Source organism: Glutamicibacter sp. 363, from assembly GCF_052379505.1.
Taxonomy (GTDB): Bacteria; Actinomycetota; Actinomycetes; order Actinomycetales; family Micrococcaceae; genus Glutamicibacter.
In genome coordinates this window covers 134032-155398 of sequence record NZ_JBQSYR010000002.1, presented here as the reverse complement: position 1 = coordinate 155398, position 21367 = coordinate 134032, and the positions used below count along the sequence as shown (strand labels likewise).

Genomic DNA, 21367 nt, shown 5'->3' with positions numbered 1-21367 from the left:
AGCCATGAATAATGGTGATTCGCCGAACCAACCCCAGCCAGCGCGCAAGGTCACCGCTGCCATGGTCGCGGCCCATGCTGGAGTTTCCACGGCAACCGTCTCGCTGGTGGCCAATGGCAAATCCAGCGGACGAGTCTCCAAAAGGAATGAAGCACGAGTTCGCGAGTCTATTCGCGAACTCGGCTACTACGTGGATAGCATCGGCAGTTCGCTGGCTCGCGGGGTCAGCTCGCTGGTCATTCTGGTGGCCCCGGATATTTCAAACCCCTTCTTCGCTAAGCTCATCGCCGGGGTTCGCGGGGTCCTCGGGGAGGATTACCAGCTGCTGCTGTCGGTCACCGACGCCGGCCTGTCGCCCAGCGCCGCCGAAACCCGGCGCCTGCTGGGCCTGCGCCCAGCAGGATTGCTCGTCCATGCGCCCACGCCCGAATTCCTCGCCGAATTATCCAGCCCCTTGCCAATGATCGCCCTCGATGCGCCGGATGCGCCAGAAGAAGTTCCATCGGTGAATTTTGATGTGCTCCAAGGCGCACGAGATGTGGCGGCACACCTCGCCGCACAGGGCCACCGCAAAGTTGGCTATCTCGACGCAAACACCGGAACCGCCACCCTGCGCATGCGGCGCGAAGCCTTTCTGGACGCGGCGGCCGAACACGGCATGGAAGTTCCGGCGACCGCCATCAGATCCTCGACCATTGAAATGGGAGACGCCGCAGCGACCTTCTCCGCGAACTGGAAGCAATGGAAACACGCGGGCATCACCGCGTTGGCCTGCGCCACGGACACGCACGCCTACGGCGTATTGCATGGCGCAAGCGTCGCTGGGGTGCGGATCCCCGAAGAGTTGGCGGTCACCGGCTTCGATGACCTGCCCTTCTCCGCTACCTCGAACCCTTCGCTGACCAGCGTTCGCCTCGATGCCCAGGCCGTAGGCATTGAGGCCGCCCTGGCGCTGCGCACCCTGATCGAGGGCAAGGGCCTCGAGCGATCCCAATTACTGCTGTCCAGCGAACTCATGATTCGCGCCTCTAGCGGTGGGGCCCAATAACTACTCGATCAGCTTTCCGCTCTTGGCAACTTCCGGGTCGGTGCAGGAAGACAGGTCAAAGCAGCAGGGGCGCCGCTTGCCGTCGCGCAGCTTGGAAATGCTGACTTCCACCCGCCGCTGTCGGGTCGCGGCGTTCTTCGTCGACTTGACCCACCGCGCCCATTCCCATCTGGCCATGGGAGTCAGCCCTTCCCAGGTGTCCTGCAGATCGCTCGCGTCGTCAAGGGCGCCGGCTAGATCTTCTGGGAGGGTTACCTCGGGCCACTGCTCGGCGATCGCCACTTGCAATACGGGTCGCTGCCCGAGTTCCAGATCAAGCTGTTCGGCAGGCAGCCAATGCCCACGGCGCCCATCCGGTTCCACTATGAGACTTTGGTTTGAATCCACCAGCCGCACAGCCACCTGCCCACGACTGGGAAGTTTTTGACTGGATTCTTGCTCGAAGCGCAACACCAATCGATCCTCGATTTGGTGCACGGTTCCGGCCAGTTCGATGCTTTTGCTAGTGCCTGCCATGACGCCCTCATCGTTTCGGTAATCCAACGAATCCGATTCTATGTGATGGGCCGCGCAGGCAATATGGCCGGGTTTAAGGCCGGGAAGAAGTGGCTGCTCCCACGCCCGGCGAATAATTTTTCTCGAATCAGGAGAATCGTGCAGATCGTGAGGCCAGGATTACTGCGATGGTTTTCGCCGCTCGCTGGGCGCTGGCTATTGGCACGCCCTGAGCCCTTGGCTCCATATTATGAGCCATGAACCGAAATCAAGATCATTTGCGAGTTAACGAAAAGAACCCCTCACTTGGTCTTTTCAGACCAGTGAGAGGTTCTTTCCACATGTGCGCGAGGGGGGACTTGAACCCCCACGCCCCGAAGGGCACTGGCACCTGAAGCCAGCGCGTCTACCAATTCCGCCACTCGCGCATGATTCCCGCTCTCGCGGCAACAAGAAATAGCTTACACGCACTTTTTGCCGTTCACCTAATCAGAGGGCCCACATGTGCTTAGCGCCACATGAAACCTTTTGGGCTGCTGGGGCGTTGAATATGATGCTGGTCGTTCCTTCAAGGATATTTCCGGGAATTGCACAGCTGTAAACAGTAAGATCGATAATGAAGTTCTGTGTCTCGAAGGCATCAGACTAAGATCGCAAGGCCTTCAAACGCCGTGGACTACAGGAAAGGAGCACACGCAATGAGCTTTCTCGACAACGTCGAACGAGGCTTAGAGAAGGTCGTCACCAGCTTCTTTCGTGGCACCAGCACCGCAGACATCAAGCCGGTTGAACTCACCAGCGCCCTGCGCAACGAAATGGATCGTGGAATTCTGGCGATCAGCGAGGGTCGCAGTCTTGCTCCGAACGATTTCATCGTCTCGTTGAGCGACAAGGATTTTGCAACGGCCAAGTCGTGGGGCTCACCGGTCGTCAACGAGATGGCCAAGGTAACCGCGGAACATGCAGTAACCCAGGGCTATTCGGTCCAAGGAAACATCATGATTCATTTCGTGAATTCCCAGGAGCTCAAGCCCGGCGAAATGGAAGTTTCCGGTTCCGTCAAGGACTCCAGCGCCAACCCGGCAGCTTCGGCCCCGGTCAAGGCGAAGGCCTCCAAGCCGCAGCAGGAACAGGGCGCCGCAGCTGCGGACCCCAAAACCTCCGCTCAGCCACGCCCTACTCCCCCGCCGGCGGCGGCAGCCCCGCCGCTTCCCAAACAGGCGATTGTCGAGGTCAACGGACAACGCTTCGCGCTTCATCACCATTCGATCGTGCTTGGGCGTTCGGCGAGCACCGACATCCCCGTGGATGACACCGGCGTTTCGCGGCAGCATGTCCGTTTCGAAGCGAAGGGCAAGGGCGCTTATGCCGTCACCGATCTAGGTTCAACCAACGGCACCTATGTGGACGGTAAGAAGATTTCGGGTGAGACGCGTATATTGGACGGTTCGATCATCACTATCGGACAGACCAAGATAGTCTTTCGCCTAATTACGCCTAGCAACGGAGGCCGTGCATGAATGATCTGGTTCTCAACCTGTTCCGACTTGGCTTTCTTGTCTTGATTTGGCTGCTCGTGCTGAGCATCGTCGGTGCGATGCGCCGTGACTTGGTGATCGGCACCCGAGCTCGAACCGGAGCACCTAGCGCCCGGGCACTGAAAAAGAATCCAGAACTTGCCGAACCAGAGATCAGCACGCGCAAGGCAGTACATACCCTGCAGATCGTTGAAGGCCCCCTGGCAGGGCGCAGTATCCCGTTGCAGGGCCAGCCGATCCTGTTCGGCCGCGCTCAGGATGCCACCGTGGTGCTTGAAGACGACTACGCCTCGGGCCGCCATGCCCGACTTTTCCCACAGGGTTCCCGTTGGTTCATCGAAGACCTTGGCTCCACCAACGGCACCTTCATAGGCGAAAGCCAGCTCACCCGCGCGCAGCCGGTCGAACCGGGACAGCGAATCCGCATCGGGAAGACTGTCCTGGAATTGAAGGCCTAGCCAATGGCTTTAAAGCTCAAATTCGCGGCGATGTCCGATGTCGGACGCGTGCGCAAAAAGAACGATGACTCCGCTTACGCGGGAGAATATCTTGCGGTACTTGCCGATGGCATGGGCGGACACGTCGGTGGCGATGTGGCCTCGGCATCCACCGTGCTGGATCTGGTACATCTTGACCATCGATACACTGCAGACCCGCAAAATGCGCTTCCCGATGAAATCCAGGCGGCTAATCTGGTTCTCAACGAACTAGTGGGCGCGAACCCGAAGCTTTCGGGAATGGGTACCACCGTCACCTCGCTGTTGCTCTCTGGGCAGACCCTGCACATGGCGCACATTGGCGACTCCCGCGCATACCGGCTGAAAAACAACGAGTTTGAACAGATCAGCCGTGACCACACGTTCGTGCAGCGGCTTGTCGAAGAGGGGCGCATTCAACCCCACGAGGCAGAGACCCACCCGCATAAGAACGTGCTGTTGCGCGTGCTTGGCGATTCGGATGCCTCCCCCGAACTTGATGTACAACAGCTCGAGGCAACCGCTGGCGAACGCTGGCTGCTGTGCTCCGATGGGCTAACCGATGCGGTAGCCGTGCCCATAATCGAACAAATCGTGCGCGGCACCGCAGATATGGATGCGGCCGTCAATGAACTCGTGGCCACGACCTTGCGCAATGGAGCCCCGGATAATGTCACGGTGGTGCTCTTTGAGCTGGTCGAGGTCGACGAATCCGAAGATGCCGAACCTTCGGTTCTCGAGCCGGCCCCGGATACCGGCCAGCTGACCATCGCCGCCGAAGGCGATGTTGAGGCGAGCGCGTCGGTCCTGCGCCATGAAATTTCTCAGCGCCCCCACCTCCTTGTCGGAGCCGCGCAGCTTGCCACGCAGACCGGGCAGATACCGGTGGTCACCCAGCACACCGGCGAGCGTCGCGCCGCCGCGCTGCTCACGCACCGCTCCCCTGCGGCCGGAGAAATCCTCGATCCGCTCGAGTCGCGTGCGCCGCACCGCCGTTGGATCATGCCCTTGCTGCTGACCATGATCACGCTTCTGGTGATCGGGCTCGGGGTCTGGGGTTATCTGTGGACGCAAACCCAGTTCTATGTTGGCGCTGTCGGAGACAAGGTCGCCATCTACAAGGGAGTGCCGCAGGAGCTTGGCCCCATCTCGCTATCCGAGGTTGATACGGTCAGCAATATCCCGCTCGAAGCCTTGCCAGAGTACTCGCGCCAACGGGTGGAATCCTCCATTCCGGCAGACAGCCTTGAGCACGCAAGCATGATGATTCAAGAGTTGCTGGTTACAGCGAAACAGAATTGTCCGGTCCTGGCACCAGGTGCAGACGGTGCCAGCGATGACCTTCCCCTTCCGCCAGCCTACTGTCAGGAGATCATGCGATGAGCGAACTGCACACCGCACCGGTTCCACGGCGCAACCTTGAGCTGGTCCTGCTGCTGCTGGCCTTGAGCGTGGGCGCCGCAGCCTTCTTCCTCGTCGGAAGTTCCTCGGACAGCGACGACGGCAAAGACTTCTTTGTGCAGACCGGAGTTTTGGCTGGACTCGCGCTGTTGATGCACATCATGCTGCGCATCTTCGCCAAATATGCCGACCCGGTAATACTTCCGATTACGGTGGCCCTGAACGCTCTTGGCCTAGCCATGATTCATCGTATTGACTTGGCCAAAACGACAAGCCAGTCGATGCGGCAGCTGCTTTGGACCGCTATCGCGGTCATCATCGCCGCCATCGTTCTGTGGGCGATTCGCGATCATCGCATGCTTCGCCGATTCACCTATATCGCCTTGTTGGCATCCATTATCCTGCTGCTGTTGCCGATGATTCCAGGGTTCGGCGTGACCATTAACGGTGCCCGTATTTGGGTTCGACTCGGCGCATTCTCAATGCAGCCAGGTGAGCTGGCAAAGATCACCTTGTCGATCTTCTTTGCCGGGTATCTTTCCTCCAACCGAGATCTGATCTTGCTGGCCGGGCGCAAAATCGGACCGCTGCAATTGCCCCGCCGGCGCGATATGGCCCCGATGGTGGTGGCCTGGATCTTGTCCATCGGAGTGCTGGTGGTCCAGCGCGATCTGGGTTCCTCGATTCTCTTCTTCGGCCTGTTCATCGTGATGATCTACGTGGCAACCGCGCGCATCTCCTGGGTGCTGATCGGCTTGCTCATGGTCGCAGCCGGCGGTGTCTTCGCAGCCACCACGATGAGCCACGTGACCCGGCGCATCGATGTTTGGCTCAATGCCTTCGACCCGGAGATCTACCAGGCCAGGGGCGGCAGCATGCAGATCGTCGAAGGACTATTCGGCATGGCCGATGGCGGTCTCTTCGGCACCGGCTTAGGTGAGGGATCCCCCTACCGGGTGCCGCTAGCGAACTCGGATATGATCATCGCTTCCTTCGGTGAAGAGCTCGGCCTGATCGGCCTGACGGCTATTATCCTGCTGTACATGCTGCTGATCAGCCGCGGTTTACGTGCCGCATTGGGTTCGCGAGATACCTTCGGCAAGCTGCTTGCGGCGGGGTTGTCCTTCACCCTGGGGCTGCAGTGCATCGTCATCATCGGCGGCGTAACGCGCTTGATTCCACTGACCGGTCTGGCCACTCCATTTATGGCCGCAGGCGGCTCCTCCTTGCTCGCCAACTGGATCATCATCGCCTTGCTGCTGATGATTTCGCATAACTCGCGCCGGCCGATGACCGGCGGTGTGGGACCAACCGACGAGATTGCGACTCCGGGAGCTACGACCCCTAAGGCGGTGAAGAACGCTTGAATCAAGCCATTAAGCGCGTCTGGATCGCGCTGACCATGATGTTTATTATTTGCCTGGCCGGATTGAGCTACATCCAGTTCTTCAGCTCCGAGAAACTTGCCGAGAACTCGTTGAATAAGCGTCAGCTCTTCCGCGAGTTCGACCTGCCGCGTGGTGCCATTTTGGTGGATGGCAAACCCATTGCCGAATCGGTACCCACCGACGACGGTCAATTCACCTATCAGCGCCAGTACAACGACCCCCAGCAGTACGCTCACCTAACCGGTTACTACTCCTTGGCCAATGGCAGCACACACCTGGAATCAGAGCTCAACGACTGGTTGACCGGCAGCAGTTCCGACCTCGTCTTTGACCGGCTCACCGCGATGTTCACCGGACAGACCGCGGAAGGCGCATCGGTCGAGTTGACCATCGACGGGGAACTGCAAAAGCAGGCCTACGAGATGATTCCGAACGACTTAGAGGCCACTATTGTGGTGACGGATCCGAAAACCGGAGACATTCTGGCCATGGCTTCGAAGCCGAGCTACGATCCAAACGATCTGGCGGTGCATTCGACCTCTGCGGCGGCGGAGAACATGAAGGAGCTGACCAGCGTTTCGGGCCTCAGCCCTTACGTCAATCCGGCGATCGATACGCCTATCTGGCCCGGTTCGACCTTCAAGATCCTCAACGTGGTGGCGGCCCTGGAGTCTGGGGAATACGATCGAACCACAGAACTACAAAATCCGAGTAGCCTCGATGTGGGCAGTGGACCACCGCTAACAAACTTCTCTGCGGGCATTTGCGATCGAAGGCCAACTGCCACACTGGACTTCATCTTCACGCAAAGCTGCAATACCCCGTTTGGTGCGATGCTCCTAGATCTCGGCGAGAAGCCGTTTTCCGACGTGGCCGAGCGTTTTGGCTTCGGCCAGCAGCTTGAAATTCCGCTCTCCGTTCGTCCGAGCACTTTCCCGGAAAACCGCACAAAGGATCAGTTTGCACGTGCTGTCATTGGCCAAGATGATACCAAGGCGACGCCCTTGGAAATGAACATGGTTGCCATGGCAATCGCAAATGACGGCGTCATCATGCAGCCCAATTTGGTCGAGAAAGTGGTTGCTCCTGATTTGCGTGTAATTGAAGAACCCAAACCGAAGGCGTTCTCGACGGCGACGACGCCCGAAATCGCTAATGAAGTTGCGGACATGATGGCCGGGCCGGTTGCTTCGGGCACGGCAATGAACGCACGCGTTCCGGGGGTCGATCTGCGCGCCAAGACCGGTACCGCGCAGACCGGGCGTGAAGACGCCAACGGAACTGCCTTATTCAATTCTTGGATGACGGGCTTTGCCCCGGGAGACGATCCACAGGTGGCGATCACTATCGCAATTCACGATGTACCTTACAACACCGGCCACAACACGGCCGGGTCACTGATGAAGAAGATGACAGAGGCGGTGTTCAACAAGTGAGGCCAGTAACGGGCACCACCTTGGGCGGTCGATACAAGCTGACCGACCGCATCGCGATCGGTGGCATGGGCGAGGTCTGGAAGGCACGAGACCAGGTTCTCGGGCGTCTAGTAGCGATCAAGATCCTCAAAGAGGAATACACGGACAACGAGAGTTTTTTGACTCGTTTCCGCGTCGAAGCGCGCCACACGGCGCTGCTGAACCACTCGGGCATCGCCGGAGTCTTCGATTACGGTGAGGAGCAAGGCTCCGCGTACCTGGTCATGGAACTCGTTCCGGGCCCACCGCTTTCGACGATCATCGAACGCGAGCGCAAGCTCGAGGTGGACCGCACCTTGTCGCTGATCGCTCAAACCGCGCGCGCCTTGGCCGCAGCCCACGAGCACGGCTTGGTTCACCGCGACGTGAAGCCGGGAAATATCTTGGTCATGCCTACCGGCGTGGTGAAGATTACCGACTTCGGCATCGCACGTCTGGCCGACCAGGTCCCGCTGACCGCCACCGGACAGGTGATGGGCACCGCCCAGTATCTGGCCCCCGAGCAGGCTACCGGACAGATCGCCACCGGCAGCTCGGACATCTATGCACTGGGTGTCATCGGATACGAGTGCCTTGCAGGACGTCGCCCTTTCACCGGTGAATCACAGATCGCCATCGCCTTGGCCCAGGTCAACGACGCGCCTCCGGCCCTGCCGGATTCGCTTCCGGCACCAGTGCGCCAATTGGTCATGTCGATGCTCGCCAAGAACCCGGCAGACCGTCCAGCTAACGCCAACGCGCTGGCCGACGCCGCCGAGGCACTGCGCAAGGGGGATACGAACACCGCGACCATCGCCGTACCCGGTATGCTGATCACCGGCGTGCAAGATGATGCCACCCAGGCATTGAACATCGACGATGACGCCACCCGCGCGGTGACCCCTGTCGAAACCGCTCCGCCGTTGACCAACGCCATGCCGACCGTAGTGGCACCGGCCGAAGCCGGGCTCGCCGCCGCAGGCTATGATGACGAAGGCTTCGACGAGCATCAGGTTGACCGTCAAGACGACTATGCCGAGGAAAAGCGCAACCCGTGGATCATTCCATTGGTGGTTGTCATCGTCCTGGCCGCGCTCATCGCCCTCGGCACTTGGCTGATTCCCAAGATCAACTCTTCGAATGAGGAGCCGACCGTTCCGCCGGCCAGCACCACCGCCTCTGTGGAAAGCTCCGAACCAAGCGAGGAAACCACCGAACCTAGCGAGGAAACCACCGAGCCTAGCGAGGAGAGCTCCGAACCAACGGAGTCGGCCCAGTTCGTCACCGTGCCCGCTAACTTGGTCGGGCAGGACATCGACGCGGTGACCAGCGTGCTGGAGGCGCTTGGCTTGGACGTAGCTGCCGCAGCAGAAGAAACTTCCAGTTCCGAACCGGGCGAGGTCTTGTCGGTGTCCCCGACCGGCAGCGTTGAACCGGGTTCCACCATCAACGTCAGCTATGCCAAGGCTCCCGAAATGACCGAGGTTCCCGCGGTCACCGGAATGAGCTATGAGGCAGCACAGAAGCTGCTGCAGGATTCCGGACTTGCCGTGGCTAAGGGAGGGGAAGAGTACGACTCTTCCGTTGCCGGCACGGTGCTGAGCCAGACGCCTGTCGAAGGCACCCAGGTCTCCCCTGGCTCTCGTGTCACCTTGGTGATTTCCTCGGGTCCAGAGCCCGAGGAGACCCCTTCGTCGACGCCTAGCACCACACCAACGTCAAGCCCCACCGATTCGCCAGCACCAGAAGAAACAGGCATAAGCGAAGCACCATGAGTGAATTTGATGCATTGCCGCCAGGCTTGCCCCGGCTGATCGCCGACCGCTACGAAATTCACTCGTTGATCGGCCGCGGTGGCATGGCCGACGTGTACTTGGCCACCGATCACACGCTTGCGCGCAAGGTAGCGGTGAAGGTCCTGCGGCAGGACACAGCGGATAATCCGATGGTGGTCAACAGATTCCGACGCGAAGCGAAATCGGTAGCCGGGCTGAGCCACCCGAATATCGTTGCCGTGTATGACACCGGTGAACTTCCGGCTACCGAACACAGCAATGCCACCTCTCCATATATCGTCATGGAATATGTTTCCGGACGAACCTTGAAGCAGGTACTGAGCGAAGAGCAAGTCGACGAACAGTATGCGGTCGAACTAATTCGCGGCGTATGCGATGCGCTGGATCATTCGCATATGAAAAATGTGGTGCACCGCGATATCAAGCCGGCCAACATCATGTTGACCGATGAGGGCCACGTGAAACTCATGGACTTCGGAATCGCCCGGGCCATGGACACCTCAGCGACGATGACGCAGACTGCCGCGGTAGTTGGCACCGCGCAGTACTTCTCTCCCGAACAAGCGCGCGGTGAGTTGGTGGACTACCGTTCGGATATCTACTCCGCCGGTTGCCTCTTCTACGAGTTGATCACCCATCAGCCTCCTTTTACCGGGGACTCCCCGGTTTCGGTCGCCTACCAGCATGTCGGCGAGAACCCAGTTCCGCCGAGTGAGGTCAACAGCGATCTCCCGGAAATCTATGACCCGGTGGTGCTCAAATCCCTGGCCAAGGAACGGGACCAACGCTTCCAGTCCGCCGGAGCCTTTGCCGCGGCCCTAGAGGATGCGCAAAACGGCATTGAATACCGAGACGAGTCGGCCACGATTCTCGCCGCTAGCGTGCCATTTTATGAGCGTGCAGAAGAGGGTTCCCCACCGCGGCACCCGGTCACCAGCGAGCACCCGGTCTTTTCCTCCCGTTCAGATGCTCGGCAGACCGAGCCCCGGGACCATCGGTCGAATCGTGGCTTGATTTGGTTGTTGACCATTATCGCCTTGCTCGCCGTGGGCATCGCTAGTTTCCTGGTCATTCGCTCCCTGCAGGCGGAGGCAGAACAGCGCGCGCCAGTGGCAGTTCCCGAGGTTAAGAACCTTTCCGAGGAGGACGCGACGCGATTGCTGAATGATGCGACCTTCAAGGTGAACGTCGAACATGAATTCAGCGAAGACATTGATGAGAATAAGGCCACGCGCACCGATCCGAACGACGGGACGAATCTTCCCAAGGATTCCACGGTGAAGCTTTTCATCTCCGATGGATCCGAGGATCGGGTTATCCCTGAGTCCTTGGAGAACCAATCCGAAGTGGCAGCCCGCGATGCAATCCGCGAAGCAGGACTGGTCGTTGGCGAAGTTAGCCGCGAAAACCACCCGAGCATCCCTACCGATTGGGCGATTGGTACCAGCCCTGAGCTAGGCTCGAAGGTCAAGGCTGGTTCGACCGTTGACCTGATTCTTTCAACGGGTATGGTCAAGGTTCCAGACATTACTGGGATGAGCCGCGATGAAGCGGAAAAGGCACTCACATCAGATGATGTGGGACTGCGTGCACAGTTCCTTGAGGTCGAGAGCGATGAGGAGCCAGGCACGCTCTTCTTGCAGGATCCCGTCGCCGGCACGGAAGCCCCCCAGGGATCGCTGGTGAAGGTATCTGAAGCGATTAAACGGGCCGAACCCACTCCCAGCGAAACCCCTACGCCCTCGGAACCTGCCGATGATTCGGAAGAGTCCGAGGCAACTGACGAGCCAGAAGAAGCTACTTCTTCGACGCCAGAATCGTCAAAGCCCCCTCAGTCCACAAGCGGACCTGGGAATGGCAATGGTCGAGGCAGAGGAAACCAAGAGGGGTAGCTACTCTCCGCTGAATAGTGGACTAAGGGTTGCGGCTTTGCCGGCCGCGCCCTGCAGACCTACGAACTCCAACCAGTTGCCGAGCATCTGATAGCCCTGTTCGGTGAGCACGGATTCGGGATGGTATTGCAGCCCCCACAGCGGCGCGCTGCGATGTGCCAATCCCATGACGACTCCCCCGGCGGTTTGCGCGATAATTTCCAAGGACTCCGGGATGCTCTCGCGTATGGCAGCGAGCGAGTGGTAGCGCGTGGCGGTAAATGGATTGGCCACGTCCTTGAAAACCGGATGATTATCATGGCTGACCAATGAGGTCTTCCCATGCATCAGCTCCTCGGCATGCGTGACCGTGCCTCCATAGGCTTCGGCTAGGGCCTGGTGGCCCAGACAGACGCCGAGCATCGGCTTGGAGTGCGCACCGCACCACTTAATCAGGTCGATGCTCACTCCAGCTCCGGCAGGATCCCCTGGTCCAGGAGAAACCAGCACCCCGTCGTACTCGGAAGCAAGTTCGATCGCCTGCTCGAGGCTGATCATGTCATTGCGGTACACGGTTGTTTCCGCGCCGAGCTCTTGAAGATAACCGACGAGGGTGTAGACGAAGCTATCGTAATTGTCGATTACGAGGATCTTGGTGGTACTCACGGGGTTATCTGGCCAATCGTAGAATCGGTAAATGGGCTGTATTGCGACAGCCATGGGAAAACATACACCATCAGCAACAACACGACCGCAGCGATCAGGATCAATGCCTCAATAATGCGTAACCACACCGGTCCTGGCAGATTTCGAAAAATCCATGCGTACATTATTTCTCCCTAGCTTGTGGCGTCTGCAACGAGTTCCCGAATTTCCTTGGGCGGACCGGCATCTAGTGGGCGCCAATCGGTCAGCTCGGAATAGGCAATGATGCGTTCACGGGTGCTAAATGGCGGGTGGCAACTGGTCATCGTGAGAATTGATTCCGTGGGCTCAACGCCCCACTGATGGGGCGTTGGAAGCAGAACGTCGCCATTGGACGGAGCTACGATTTCAGTGTCAAACCAGGTGTAGGTGTAATAGCCTTCCTTGGTTTGCAAGTAGACGTGGTCCCCATTATCCAATTTATCGATATCCCAAAAGACCTGTCCGTGGGTCTGGCGATGAGCAGCGACCGCAAAATTGCCTTTTTCTCCCGGCAACTGGGTATTCGGGTAGTAACCGATTCCGAGATTATCGATCACGGAACTCTGCACACCGTAGCTCACCGGATGGTGAGTCCCGTCTTTACCGAAGGTTGGGAAGTACATGATCCCGAAGGTGTCCCCCGGATCAGCTTCGGCCACCGGCGCAGGGCCGTAGTCGATTTCCTCTTCTTCTTCGACGCCTTCTTCGGGAATCACCACATCGCCTAGGTCTTGAACTAGGTTCTGCGTGACTTCTTTCTGGGCATTCGCAGAATCGATATTCGTCCACCACAGTTCCCAGACGACATAAAGCATCAGGACGATGCCCAAGGTAATGAGCAGTTCACCGAGGAATCCAGTGATCCTGCTTCCGACCGTTTGCTTTTCACGAGCCATTCTTCGCCCGGGCGCGGACGCTACACGATTCACTACGGTGATGCTCCTTTGGGCGATCGGGCATTAGAAAACGGTTGAACTTCCGTGAACCGTAAATCAATGGACTATGCACATTACGGCTAGTATGGAATCTACGCAGGAAATCGATGCGAGCTTTCGTTCATTACCTGCCCCAAGCCTACCGGGAAGACCTGAGAGTCTCCCACATTTACTACACTATGCGGATGAAGCCGAGGGAGCGTTCTAGTGCCAGAGTCTAAGCCACGACGCAAGAACAAAACACAGTCCCAGCAGACAGCACAAGGCGCACATGCGGTGGATAAGCCCATGCCCAGCTGGTACAAGCCAGTGATGTTCGGCTTGATGCTCCTGGGATTGGTCTGGATTATTGTTTATTACATTTCGCAGACACTATTCCCAATCCCTAGTATTGGCGGTTGGAACATTGTCATCGGCTTTGGCATTGCCATGGTCGGCTTCTTCATGACGACTGGCTGGAAATAGCGTTTAGTGACTGACGGCTTTAAGCCCGATTACGCAGCCGATCAGCCCCACGATAAAGAATACTTTCAGTGCTGAGAATGCTTCTTGACCGGTCACAATTGAATAGATGACCGTCAGAGAAGCCCCAATCCCCACCCAGACCGCATAGGCGGTCCCGGTGGGGATTTCTTTCATTGAGTAGGCTAGCCCGCCCATTGAAATCACTAGCGCAGTGAAAAAGATAATTGTTGGGACGAGTTTTGTGAGCCCTGAGCTCATCCCCAATGCTGTAGCCCAAACCGCTTCAAATAGCCCCGAGATCACAAGAATTAGCCAATACATGCCAGTTACCTTACTGGCCGTCTTAGCTGTCGTTCCGGGTACGGCTCCCTCGTCCGGGAGTGGGCTTGCTGCCGACTCCCTCTCAGATTAGCAAATCTAGCCCGTTTTGCTCTGCGGCATTGAGCAATATGGACCCGAGCCGGTCAAGCGCAGGTGAATCCACCGACCAGCGCTGCCAGTACAAGGGGACGTCGATGAACCAACTATCGTCGAGTGCTTTCAGCTCCGGCGCTGAGCACAATTGTTGCTCCGGCACCATACCCCAACCCATGCCGGCGCGTATTGCCTGGACAAACTGCGAAGAGTCCGGGACGTAATAAATAGTTCCGGTAGGTCGATTCTTCGAGCTGTCTATAAGCTCAAGCATTTGGTGCTGGAGCGGGTCTGCTCGATCAAAAAGTACTATCGGCATTTGCGACAGATCCTGAGCAGCCCACGCGCTCAAGAAGTTTGGCGCCGCTACCGCTCGGTATCGCATAGCCCCTAGTCGCTGCACGGAGCATCCTTGCGCTACTTCTGGGCTATTAGTCACCACGCCGCTGACCCGTCCGGTGCGAAGTAGTTCCATGGTGAGATTTTCGTCGGTGCGTAGAATCTCGCAGCTAAGCTGCGGCCACCGAGTCAGTTCGGTGAATACGGGAGAAAACCAGGTCGCGAGAGAATCGGAATTTACGCCGATCGAGAGCGTGATTTTGCCCTGAAGCACCTCGTCTCGCATGAGTTCGTGGCTGAATTCTGTGCCCAACAAGGAAATCTGTCTAGCGTATCGCAGAACTCTGGCACCCTTCTCCGTTGGTTTCACGGGCCGACTGCGCACCAGCAATATTGAACCGAGGCGGCTTTCCAAGGCTTTTATACGTTGGCTGATTGCGGACGGGGTCACGCCAAGGTCGATAGAAGCATCGTCGAAGCTGCCTGCATCCACCACCGCAAGAAGTGTGTCTAGGTGCTCAAGATCAAGATTCACATTAGAAACACTAATGCAACATCAGTTTTTTAAGTTCGACAGCGAAAAAGAGTTTCTTCTACGGTTACCTCATGATCCACACGTCAGCACTCCTCGGCTTCTCCACAGGGCTTTCGCTAATCATTGCCATCGGAGCTCAGAATGCCTTTCTTTTGCGCCAGGGAATCAGACGAGAGCACGTACTACTAACGGTATGCATCTTCGCTCTGTCAGACATTTTGCTGATCCTCGCAGGCGTGTCCGGAATCGGCGCCATCGTTGAGCGCGCACCATGGATTCTCACTTATGCGAGGGTAGGTGGGTTCATCTTCCTTGCTTGCTATGCAATTTTCGCGCTACGTCGGGCAATTTCTCCGGGTGTTCTGAGTACATCGAAGTCATCGGCGCCGACCGCCAGGCTATCCGTCATTCTGGCCTCGCTTGCGCTGACTTGGCTTAATCCGCATGTCTATGTGGATACCGTGCTGCTGCTAGGTTCGGTGGCTGTCACGCAAGGTGAGGGGAAGTGGCACTTCGCCGGTGGTGCGATAGCCGCCAGCATCGCTTGGTTTGTCGCCCTTGGCTATGCCTCAAGGTTTTTAGCCCGGGTGTTCTCCAGCGCCAAGTCTTGGCGCGTTCTTGACGGAATTATCTGCGTCTTCATGGCCGCTTTTGCTGCCTTGCTAGTACTGCCGCTCTTTGACTAGGCGCGTCAGATATCCACAGTATTAACGGCTTATCCACATGCCCTGTGGAGAACAGTCGCGCTTACTTGTTCACAACTTTATCCACAGATGGGGATAACACTGAGACTACTTGTATATATTATAGAAAAGACCTAGTCAGAGTCGAATAAAGGCTGTGGAATCACATGGTTGTAAGTTATTAACACTGTGGATTACTCGTGTGGACATCACGCCTATATCAGGGATATCCCCAAAATATGCCGATTCGCTTAAAGATTCGAACAAGCAATCACACCCCTCATACTCCTTCGTAGTATCGCTATCTACAGGCCCTGTTTAAAAGTTATCCACAAATGTGGGTAAGGCTGTGCGTATTCAATACCTCGGATGGCATATCCGCGGAACTTCGGGGGTCTCAGCGGTGGGGGATTGGCATTCAATTGTGAGTTACACGGATGTAAGTTATTAACAGTGTGGATAAATTGTGTGGATAACTCGGGTCCAGAGAGTTCGAATTAGCCCATCGGCCATTTGACCGCTGCTGCGGAAAGATATATCGCCACGGCAACAAGTATCGTCATAATCCCCAGCAACGTGAACTGAATCTTCGAACGCTGTGGATTACGGGGCACCAGGACGATGCAGGCGGCAGCTAGCGCGCCAATCACGGCGCCACCTAGATGTCCTTGCCAGGAGATCCCCGCTACGACGAAGCCGAGCACTACATTTAGCGCCAGCACGATACCCATTTGCCGCAGGACTTGCTTGTTGGTGCGGAAGACCACGAAGAGGGATAGGAATAGTCCCGCCAGTGCCCCCGAAGCGCCCAAGGTGGCGCTCGACGCGGGGCTAAGCAACAGGATCCCCAGTGAGCCGCCTAGAGCGCTGAGCAGATACAACCAGCCGAAGCGGGCCCGCCCTAAGCGAGGCTCCAGGAATACACCACAGAGGTAAACCCCGTACATGTTCATTGCTAGGTGGAAAATGGATCCAGTTGAGTGAGCGAATGCGCTAGTGATCAGGCGCCAGGGCTCCCATCCAGCCAAGGCGGGCACCAGCCACATATTCTCGGTGGTTCCCGGGATGACCCACTGGGCAATGTAGGCCAAGACGTTGAGTGCGATCAGAGAATAAGTGATGATCGGGGCACCCTGGCGCGCTCGTGCGCCGAATTCGGTGCGCTGTGTAGGAATGTTCCGGTTAGCTTCGTTGACGCATTCCACGCACTGGACTCCGACAGGTGCAGGTACCTGACAGCGTGGGCACACCGGGCGGCCACAGCGGGTGCATGACACATATGAGATCGTTTCGGGGTGCTTAAAACAGGTGGGAGCGGTTTGGCCCGCGGGAGTCACTTGACCGTAAGACATCTATTTCAACCTTGATCTCATTTGTGCGTTTGTCTGTTAAATACGTCGGCTCCGGCGACTCCACTAGGGAATCACCGGAGCCGACGTCGGTAAAGAGGGTGTTACAGGGTCTCGATATCTACCGAGTTGATAACAACATCTTCCGTTGGCTTGTCACGGCCGTCAGTGGCGACTGCGTTCAGCGCGTCGACGATCTTGCGTGATTCGGCTTCGGTCACTTCACCGAAAATCGTGTGCTTGCCCTGCAACCAAGCGGTTGGGACGGTGGTGATGAAGAACTGGGAACCGTTGGTTCCACGGCCCATGCGGATACCGGCATTTGCCATCGCTAGCTTGTATGGCTCGTTGAAGTTCAGTTCTGGGTGGATCTCGTCATCGAACTGGTAGCCTGGGCCGCCGAAGCCCTGACCCAGTGGGTCGCCACCCTGAATCATGAAGTCCGAGATGATGCGGTGGAAGATGGTCCCGCTGTATAGCGGGGTGTTGGTCTTCTTGTCACCGGATTCTGGATGTACCCATTCCTGCTCACCGGTCGACAAGCCAACGAAGTTCTTTACGGTCTTCGGGGCGTGGTTGCCGAAAAGATCGACGACGATGTCGCCCAAAGTAGTGTGAATCGTGGCTTTATGCGTTGCGTTTGCGGTCATGGCTTTATTCTCCCATGAGTAGGGGCGAGGCCGCCAAAGCTGGGGTACGCGTTGAGTGAAACATTTGCGCGATTATCCGAGCGCGTCTGTTGAACACTGGCCTCGCATCAGCTAACTGCCTAGTCTGGACGTAGCTGGTAACGAAAATTGATTCATTAGGGAGTAACCATGAGCAAGAAAAGTGCAGCAGGAAAACTTTTGGCATTCGGCGTGTTCGTCGGACTCGTGGCCTTAGGGGTCGCCATGTGGAAGGCTTCAAGGCCGGTTGAGGACCCTTGGGAAAACGAACCAAAAATCGCAGAGCCGCAGCAACCTGTTGAATCTCGCGAAGCGAATGTCGCCGAAGTCCAAAATCTTATCTCCGAGGACTAAACCTCAAGTTTGGGCTTCGCCTGCCCACGCACTACTAGAACAAGTCCCACCAGAATAATCCCTAAACCCAGATAGGTCCCGACAGGAACCACCTGACCTAGGAGCAAAGCCGCGAGCAGGGCAGCGCCTGGAATCTCCAACAAGATCAAGGTCGAAACCGTCAACGGACCGAGAACACTCAACAAATGGTTCATCGCTGTATGCCCAAATAACTGTGCGCACACCGTCAGCAAGATGATCCCCAGCCAACCCCAGGCATCAAATCCCCAGAGCGGTTGGCCTGTAAACAAGCACATCAGTAGCAGCAAGATCGCGGTGACCGCATAGCAGATCGAGGTGTACCTGGACGTCGTCATGGTGCGCCGTGCCGCTGCGCCGGCGAAGGTATAAATAGCTGCAAGGATGCCACCGGCCAGTGCTAAGAGGTCTCCGAAGAATGCGGTGCGCCCCTGCCCCAAGTCGAATCCGGTGATCGTCACTACTCCTAGAATCGCGACGCTCATACCGATAATTACCGGGGAGCGGTAGCGAACTCCGCGCAGGGATTGAAACAAAGCTATCCAAACGCCCTGAATGCAAACTAGGGCGGTTGCCGCTGCGACGCTGGTCATTCGGACGGCAAACATGAAACACACAAAGTGCAGGGCAAGCGCGCCGCCGGCCACGAGAAGATAAAACCATTCGCGGCGAGTGAATTGCAGGTACGCCCGAGGATTCTTCCTGATGGAAGGTGCGGCAAGAATGAGGGCCGCTGCCGCATTGCGCCAGAAGGCCATGGACATCACCGGGACGCTGGGAAATGCCGCGATGATGGGGCCAGATGCTGAAATGCCGAGTATTCCCACCGCGGCCAATAAGAACGTCACCCGGCTAAGCTTACAAGTTCAGGATCACTGCCTTGAGCCGAGCCCGGAGTCAGCCCGCCAAGATTCGTATTTATATATACGCATTTATGCATACACCCAACTCAAGCTCTAATAAATCGATTCGCCCATCCCTCTTGCGGCACAAACACGGCACAGGAATGGCCGGCTTCGGCGGAGAAACTCTGACTGGTCAAACAGCTGCCAATCCGAAAATTCTGCATGCCACTTTCCACGCCGATCGCGCGAGGGACTGCTTCGGGACCCATTGGAAATTTAGCGATCTCGTTGCCACCGGCCAGCCCCAAGCGGCTGGGCATATACACCGCGAACAGGACCAATGCCCCAGCCTCACTGATAGGGCAGCACTTCGGGCGGCCATAATCGTGGCGGCAAAGGCAATGGCGGAAACTGAAATCGACGGCAAGCGGAAGGTCACCGGGATCGGCACGATCCTAACGACAGTTCCCGCCGGCATGATGGAAAACACCGCTCGAGGTAATTGCTCCGGGCCCATAGCCCACTAGAACCGGTCTCGCTGCCAACGCGAATCCGGTTCCGGTCCTCGGGACCCGTCCAACCGCGCAATGGCATCTCCGGAGGCGGAGATTCCACAACCCTTGCGAAGCCAGGAAGGTCCGGGGGAAATATGTCCGCTCGCGCCGCCCGGCCGAATGAGTACCGGGAAACGCAAGACTCCGAGTCGAAGGTCCCGATCTACTTTCTGTTCACCGCCATGAACCATGTTCGGCGGCCGCCTAGGTAGAGTCGCCTTCGATAATTTTCGTGGGATATGACTACCTGGCGATTGGCCGATGCTAGAAGTTAATGAACGCTGTAGGGCACGTTAAGCTCGGCGTTACCCCGAAACCGCAGTATGGAGATGTGAAGGTTGCTATCGTTGCTGAATCGTTCCTGCCCCACGTCAATGGGGTCACCAACTCGGTCCTAAGGACCCTCGATCATTTGGCCCTCACCGGCCATAGCGCGGTGGTTATCACCCCGGCGGGCTCACTGTCCGGTGAGCTCAAGGGCCATAGCGTGCCACGGACGTACAAGGGATTTCCGGTAATCACCGTCCCTTCAGTAGCCATGGTCAGATATCCAGAAGTGCGCTTAGCCGCCGGAGGCTCAGGCCGGCTCAAAAAAATTCTGGCCAAGGAAGCTCCCAACGTAGTTCACCTGGCAAGTCCTTTCCTCCTGGGCTGGCGTGCCTTGCGCGCCGCGCAGGAATTGGATATCCCGACGCTGGCGATGTATCAAACTGAAGTGCCGACCTACGCGGCTCGTTATAAGATGCCATGGCTCACCGAGAGGCTCTGGGAACACGTCAGAGCCATTCACACGGCCGCGGACCTCACGCTGGTGCCAAGTTCCTTTTCTCGGCGTCAGCTCGAATCTCTGGGCGTCACACGGCTCGCGTGGGGGCGCAGGGGAGTAGACACCGTTCAGTTCACACCAGAGCGTCGCGATATTAAGTTCCGTACGGCTATCGCACCCAATGGTGAACGCATCATTGGCTATGTGGGTCGCCTGGCCGCAGAGAAGCAGGTGGCAGATCTTCGAGTGCTCAATTCGCTGCCGAACACCCGAATCGTGGTGGTTGGTTCCGGGCCTTTGGAAGACGAACTACGCAACGCGTTGCCCGATGCCCACTTCACCGGCTTCCTCTCGGGTACCCGTTTAGCGGAAGTCATTGCATCCTTTGATGTGTTCGTTCATCCGGGCGCCTCGGAAACTTTCTGCCAAACCATCCAAGAAGCCATGGCTTGCGCTGTGCCGGTCGTAGCGGTGGGCAGGGGAGGGCCACTGGATTTAGTGGATTCCTCGCGCACAGGGTGGCTTTACGCCCCGGGAGATCTCAATGAGCTTCGCGCCCGGGTGAGCGACCTGATTTACGATGATGCCAAGCGGCTGGCATTTGCTCGAACCGCCTATCTGAGCGTGCAAGAGCGCACGTGGTTCAGTATCGGTGAACAGTTGCTGGGCCATTACAAGAATGTGATGCGTGCCCGCGTCAGCCAGTAGTCGAATTGATTGTTTCGTGGCTCTTGGGTAAAGAAAAAGGGCGGAAAGCTGATCGCTTTCCGCCCTTTTCATGCTGTGGAGCCTAGGAGATTCGAACTCCTGACATCCTGCTTGCAAAGCAGGCGCTCTACCAACTGAGCTAAGGCCCCGTATTCTGTTATCGAAAGATTTTCACTTTCCGAGGAATCCACACCTCGTCTATGGAAAAGAATTGGCGGAAAGCTGATCGCTTTCCGCCAATCTAACCTGTGGAGCCTAGGAGATTCGAACTCCTGACATCCTGCTTGCAAAGCAGGCGCTCTACCAACTGAGCTAAGGCCCCGAAAAGCGTTAGGAAACCTTGTCGGTAACCTGTTGCCAGGTTTCCTTGATTTCCGAAGAATCCTTGACCTTCTTGATTAGGACTACCGCAGCAGCCGCAATCGTCCCGAGAATCAGGAGCTTTTTCATTCTACCCTCTTTCTCGTCGGTAAGGATTCGGTGGGCGTACCTGGACTTGAACCAGGGACCTCTTCGTTATCAGCGAAGCGCTCTAACCGCCTGAGCTATACGCCCTTACCTTTTTCATTCCCTTCGGAAC

Annotated in this window: 22 protein-coding genes and 4 tRNA genes; 12 read left to right on the top strand and 14 right to left on the bottom strand. The window is 57.4% G+C overall.

The window, feature by feature from the left end; genetic code table 11:
* Nucleotides 1–4: 4 nt before the first annotated feature.
* Nucleotides 5–1048 carry a LacI family DNA-binding transcriptional regulator gene (locus ACT3UA_RS02290; protein ID WP_444615412.1) on the top strand — a complete coding sequence of 348 codons (1044 nt, stop codon included), beginning with the start codon at nt 5–7 and terminating at the stop codon, nt 1046–1048.
* Here ACT3UA_RS02290 and ACT3UA_RS02285 read toward each other — a convergent pair whose 3' ends face one another.
* Nucleotides 1049–1564 carry a YdeI/OmpD-associated family protein gene (locus ACT3UA_RS02285; RefSeq protein ID WP_444615411.1) on the bottom strand — a complete coding sequence of 172 codons (516 nt, stop codon included), beginning with the start codon at nt 1562–1564 and terminating at the stop codon, nt 1049–1051.
* Nucleotides 1565–1887: 323 nt separating this feature from the next.
* Nucleotides 1888–1971 (bottom strand) — tRNA-Leu (locus tag ACT3UA_RS02280).
* Between the two features lie 270 nt (nt 1972–2241).
* On the opposite strand from ACT3UA_RS02280, the gene ACT3UA_RS02275 reads away from it, so the two are divergent.
* The 7 genes from ACT3UA_RS02275 to pknB are packed head-to-tail and all read left to right on the top strand — an operon-like array spanning nt 2242 to nt 11488.
* Entirely contained in the window at nt 2242–3063 is an 822-nt protein-coding gene (locus ACT3UA_RS02275) for an FhaA domain-containing protein (RefSeq protein ID WP_444615410.1), read from the top strand.
* Nucleotides 3060–3539 (top strand): FHA domain-containing protein FhaB/FipA, encoded by a 480-nt coding sequence (locus ACT3UA_RS02270; RefSeq protein WP_444615409.1) that lies wholly within the window; start codon nt 3060–3062, stop codon nt 3537–3539. Before ACT3UA_RS02275 ends, ACT3UA_RS02270 begins: the two co-directional genes overlap by 4 nt.
* A gap of 3 nt (nt 3540–3542) precedes the next feature.
* Nucleotides 3543–4940: a PP2C family protein-serine/threonine phosphatase gene (locus ACT3UA_RS02265; protein WP_444615408.1), complete on the top strand. Its 1398-nt coding sequence runs from the start codon at nt 3543–3545 to the stop codon at nt 4938–4940.
* On the top strand, nt 4937–6325 hold the full coding sequence (locus ACT3UA_RS02260; RefSeq protein WP_444615407.1) for an FtsW/RodA/SpoVE family cell cycle protein: 1389 nt from the start codon (nt 4937–4939) through the stop codon (nt 6323–6325). Before ACT3UA_RS02265 ends, ACT3UA_RS02260 begins: the two co-directional genes overlap by 4 nt.
* Entirely contained in the window at nt 6322–7782 is a 1461-nt protein-coding gene (locus ACT3UA_RS02255) for a penicillin-binding transpeptidase domain-containing protein (protein ID WP_444615406.1), read from the top strand. The genes ACT3UA_RS02260 and ACT3UA_RS02255 overlap by 4 nt, the downstream gene beginning before the upstream one ends.
* Nucleotides 7779–9575 (top strand): protein kinase domain-containing protein, encoded by a 1797-nt coding sequence (locus tag ACT3UA_RS02250; RefSeq protein ID WP_444615405.1) that lies wholly within the window; start codon nt 7779–7781, stop codon nt 9573–9575. Before ACT3UA_RS02255 ends, ACT3UA_RS02250 begins: the two co-directional genes overlap by 4 nt.
* Nucleotides 9572–11488: a Stk1 family PASTA domain-containing Ser/Thr kinase gene (gene pknB, locus ACT3UA_RS02245; RefSeq protein WP_444615404.1), complete on the top strand. Its 1917-nt coding sequence runs from the start codon at nt 9572–9574 to the stop codon at nt 11486–11488. The genes ACT3UA_RS02250 and pknB overlap by 4 nt, the downstream gene beginning before the upstream one ends.
* Here the strand turns inward: pknB and ACT3UA_RS02240 are convergent, their stop codons facing one another.
* From ACT3UA_RS02240 to ACT3UA_RS02230, 3 genes are read right to left on the bottom strand one after another with little or no spacing between them, the layout of a single operon-like run.
* Nucleotides 11489–12133, bottom strand: coding sequence for an anthranilate synthase component II (locus ACT3UA_RS02240; protein WP_444615403.1), 645 nt, complete (start codon nt 12131–12133; stop codon nt 11489–11491). It lies immediately after the preceding gene.
* Entirely contained in the window at nt 12130–12297 is a 168-nt protein-coding gene (locus ACT3UA_RS02235) for a hypothetical protein (RefSeq protein WP_176484044.1), read from the bottom strand. Before ACT3UA_RS02235 ends, ACT3UA_RS02240 begins: the two co-directional genes overlap by 4 nt.
* Nucleotides 12298–12306: 9 nt before the next feature.
* Nucleotides 12307–13083, bottom strand: a complete 777-nt coding sequence (locus ACT3UA_RS02230) for a class E sortase (RefSeq protein WP_096282924.1) — start codon at nt 13081–13083, stop codon at nt 12307–12309.
* Between the two features lie 213 nt (nt 13084–13296).
* Between ACT3UA_RS02230 and ACT3UA_RS02225 the strand changes: the two genes are divergently transcribed.
* On the top strand, nt 13297–13554 hold the full coding sequence (locus ACT3UA_RS02225; RefSeq protein WP_096282923.1) for a cell division protein CrgA: 258 nt from the start codon (nt 13297–13299) through the stop codon (nt 13552–13554).
* 3 nt (nt 13555–13557) lie between these two features.
* Here ACT3UA_RS02225 and ACT3UA_RS02220 read toward each other — a convergent pair whose 3' ends face one another.
* Nucleotides 13558–13875 carry a DMT family transporter gene (locus ACT3UA_RS02220; RefSeq protein WP_096282922.1) on the bottom strand — a complete coding sequence of 106 codons (318 nt, stop codon included), beginning with the start codon at nt 13873–13875 and terminating at the stop codon, nt 13558–13560.
* Nucleotides 13876–13957: 82 nt separating this feature from the next.
* Entirely contained in the window at nt 13958–14842 is an 885-nt protein-coding gene (locus ACT3UA_RS02215) for an ArgP/LysG family DNA-binding transcriptional regulator (protein ID WP_444615402.1), read from the bottom strand.
* Nucleotides 14843–14913: 71 nt separating this feature from the next.
* On the opposite strand from ACT3UA_RS02215, the gene ACT3UA_RS02210 reads away from it, so the two are divergent.
* A complete protein-coding gene (locus ACT3UA_RS02210; protein WP_444615401.1) occupies nt 14914–15528 on the top strand; it encodes a LysE/ArgO family amino acid transporter in 615 nt (204 codons plus the stop codon).
* A 494-nt stretch (nt 15529–16022) separates the two neighbouring features.
* Here the strand turns inward: ACT3UA_RS02210 and ACT3UA_RS02205 are convergent, their stop codons facing one another.
* Together ACT3UA_RS02205 and ACT3UA_RS02200 are read right to left on the bottom strand one after the other, a co-directional pair.
* Nucleotides 16023–16730: a rhomboid family intramembrane serine protease gene (locus tag ACT3UA_RS02205; protein ID WP_444615400.1), complete on the bottom strand. Its 708-nt coding sequence runs from the start codon at nt 16728–16730 to the stop codon at nt 16023–16025.
* A gap of 248 nt (nt 16731–16978) precedes the next feature.
* Nucleotides 16979–17524: a peptidylprolyl isomerase gene (locus tag ACT3UA_RS02200; RefSeq protein WP_444615399.1), complete on the bottom strand. Its 546-nt coding sequence runs from the start codon at nt 17522–17524 to the stop codon at nt 16979–16981.
* Between the two features lie 168 nt (nt 17525–17692).
* Here ACT3UA_RS02200 and ACT3UA_RS02195 point away from each other — a divergent pair, with 168 nt between their 5' ends.
* A complete protein-coding gene (locus ACT3UA_RS02195) occupies nt 17693–17896 on the top strand; it encodes a hypothetical protein (RefSeq protein ID WP_105554058.1) in 204 nt (67 codons plus the stop codon).
* On the opposite strand, the gene ACT3UA_RS02190 is transcribed toward ACT3UA_RS02195, so the two are convergent.
* Nucleotides 17893–18762, bottom strand: coding sequence for a DMT family transporter (locus tag ACT3UA_RS02190; protein WP_105554057.1), 870 nt, complete (start codon nt 18760–18762; stop codon nt 17893–17895). The two genes, ACT3UA_RS02195 and ACT3UA_RS02190, sit on opposite strands and share 4 nt — an antisense overlap.
* 882 nt (nt 18763–19644) lie before the next feature.
* Between ACT3UA_RS02190 and ACT3UA_RS02185 the strand changes: the two genes are divergently transcribed.
* Complete coding sequence (locus ACT3UA_RS02185) at nt 19645–20787, top strand: glycosyltransferase family 4 protein (RefSeq protein WP_444615398.1); 1143 nt, start codon at nt 19645–19647, stop codon at nt 20785–20787.
* A gap of 76 nt (nt 20788–20863) precedes the next feature.
* Here ACT3UA_RS02185 and ACT3UA_RS02180 read toward each other — a convergent pair.
* From ACT3UA_RS02180 to ACT3UA_RS02165, 4 genes are all read right to left on the bottom strand, one after another.
* A tRNA-Ala gene (locus ACT3UA_RS02180) sits at nt 20864–20936 on the bottom strand.
* Between the two features lie 100 nt (nt 20937–21036).
* A tRNA-Ala gene (locus ACT3UA_RS02175) sits at nt 21037–21109 on the bottom strand.
* 8 nt (nt 21110–21117) lie between these two features.
* On the bottom strand, nt 21118–21237 hold the full coding sequence (locus ACT3UA_RS02170) for a DLW-39 family protein (RefSeq protein WP_217990318.1): 120 nt from the start codon (nt 21235–21237) through the stop codon (nt 21118–21120).
* 31 nt (nt 21238–21268) lie between these two features.
* A tRNA-Ile gene (locus ACT3UA_RS02165) sits at nt 21269–21342 on the bottom strand.
* Nucleotides 21343–21367 lie beyond the last annotated feature (25 nt).

Bases quoted from the DNA above. Each gene is read 5' to 3' on its own strand.
- ACT3UA_RS02235 (WP_176484044.1), bottom strand. From the start codon at position 12,297: ATGTACGCATGGATTTTTCGAAATCTGCCAGGACCGGTGTGGTTACGC.
- ACT3UA_RS02195 (WP_105554058.1), top strand. From the start codon at position 17,693: ATGAGCAAGAAAAGTGCAGCAGGAAAACTTTTGGCATTCGGCGTGTTC.
- ACT3UA_RS02200 (WP_444615399.1), bottom strand. From the start codon at position 17,524: ATGACCGCAAACGCAACGCATAAAGCCACGATTCACACTACTTTGGGC.
- ACT3UA_RS02210 (WP_444615401.1), top strand. From the start codon at position 14,914: ATGATCCACACGTCAGCACTCCTCGGCTTCTCCACAGGGCTTTCGCTA.
- ACT3UA_RS02285 (WP_444615411.1), bottom strand. From the start codon at position 1,564: ATGGCAGGCACTAGCAAAAGCATCGAACTGGCCGGAACCGTGCACCAA.
- ACT3UA_RS02170 (WP_217990318.1), bottom strand. From the start codon at position 21,237: ATGAAAAAGCTCCTGATTCTCGGGACGATTGCGGCTGCTGCGGTAGTC.
- ACT3UA_RS02265 (WP_444615408.1), top strand. From the start codon at position 3,543: ATGGCTTTAAAGCTCAAATTCGCGGCGATGTCCGATGTCGGACGCGTG.
- ACT3UA_RS02220 (WP_096282922.1), bottom strand. From the start codon at position 13,875: ATGTATTGGCTAATTCTTGTGATCTCGGGGCTATTTGAAGCGGTTTGG.
- ACT3UA_RS02290 (WP_444615412.1), top strand. From the start codon at position 5: ATGAATAATGGTGATTCGCCGAACCAACCCCAGCCAGCGCGCAAGGTC.
- ACT3UA_RS02260 (WP_444615407.1), top strand. From the start codon at position 4,937: ATGAGCGAACTGCACACCGCACCGGTTCCACGGCGCAACCTTGAGCTG.
- ACT3UA_RS02270 (WP_444615409.1), top strand. From the start codon at position 3,060: ATGAATGATCTGGTTCTCAACCTGTTCCGACTTGGCTTTCTTGTCTTG.
- ACT3UA_RS02275 (WP_444615410.1), top strand. From the start codon at position 2,242: ATGAGCTTTCTCGACAACGTCGAACGAGGCTTAGAGAAGGTCGTCACC.
- pknB (WP_444615404.1), top strand. From the start codon at position 9,572: ATGAGTGAATTTGATGCATTGCCGCCAGGCTTGCCCCGGCTGATCGCC.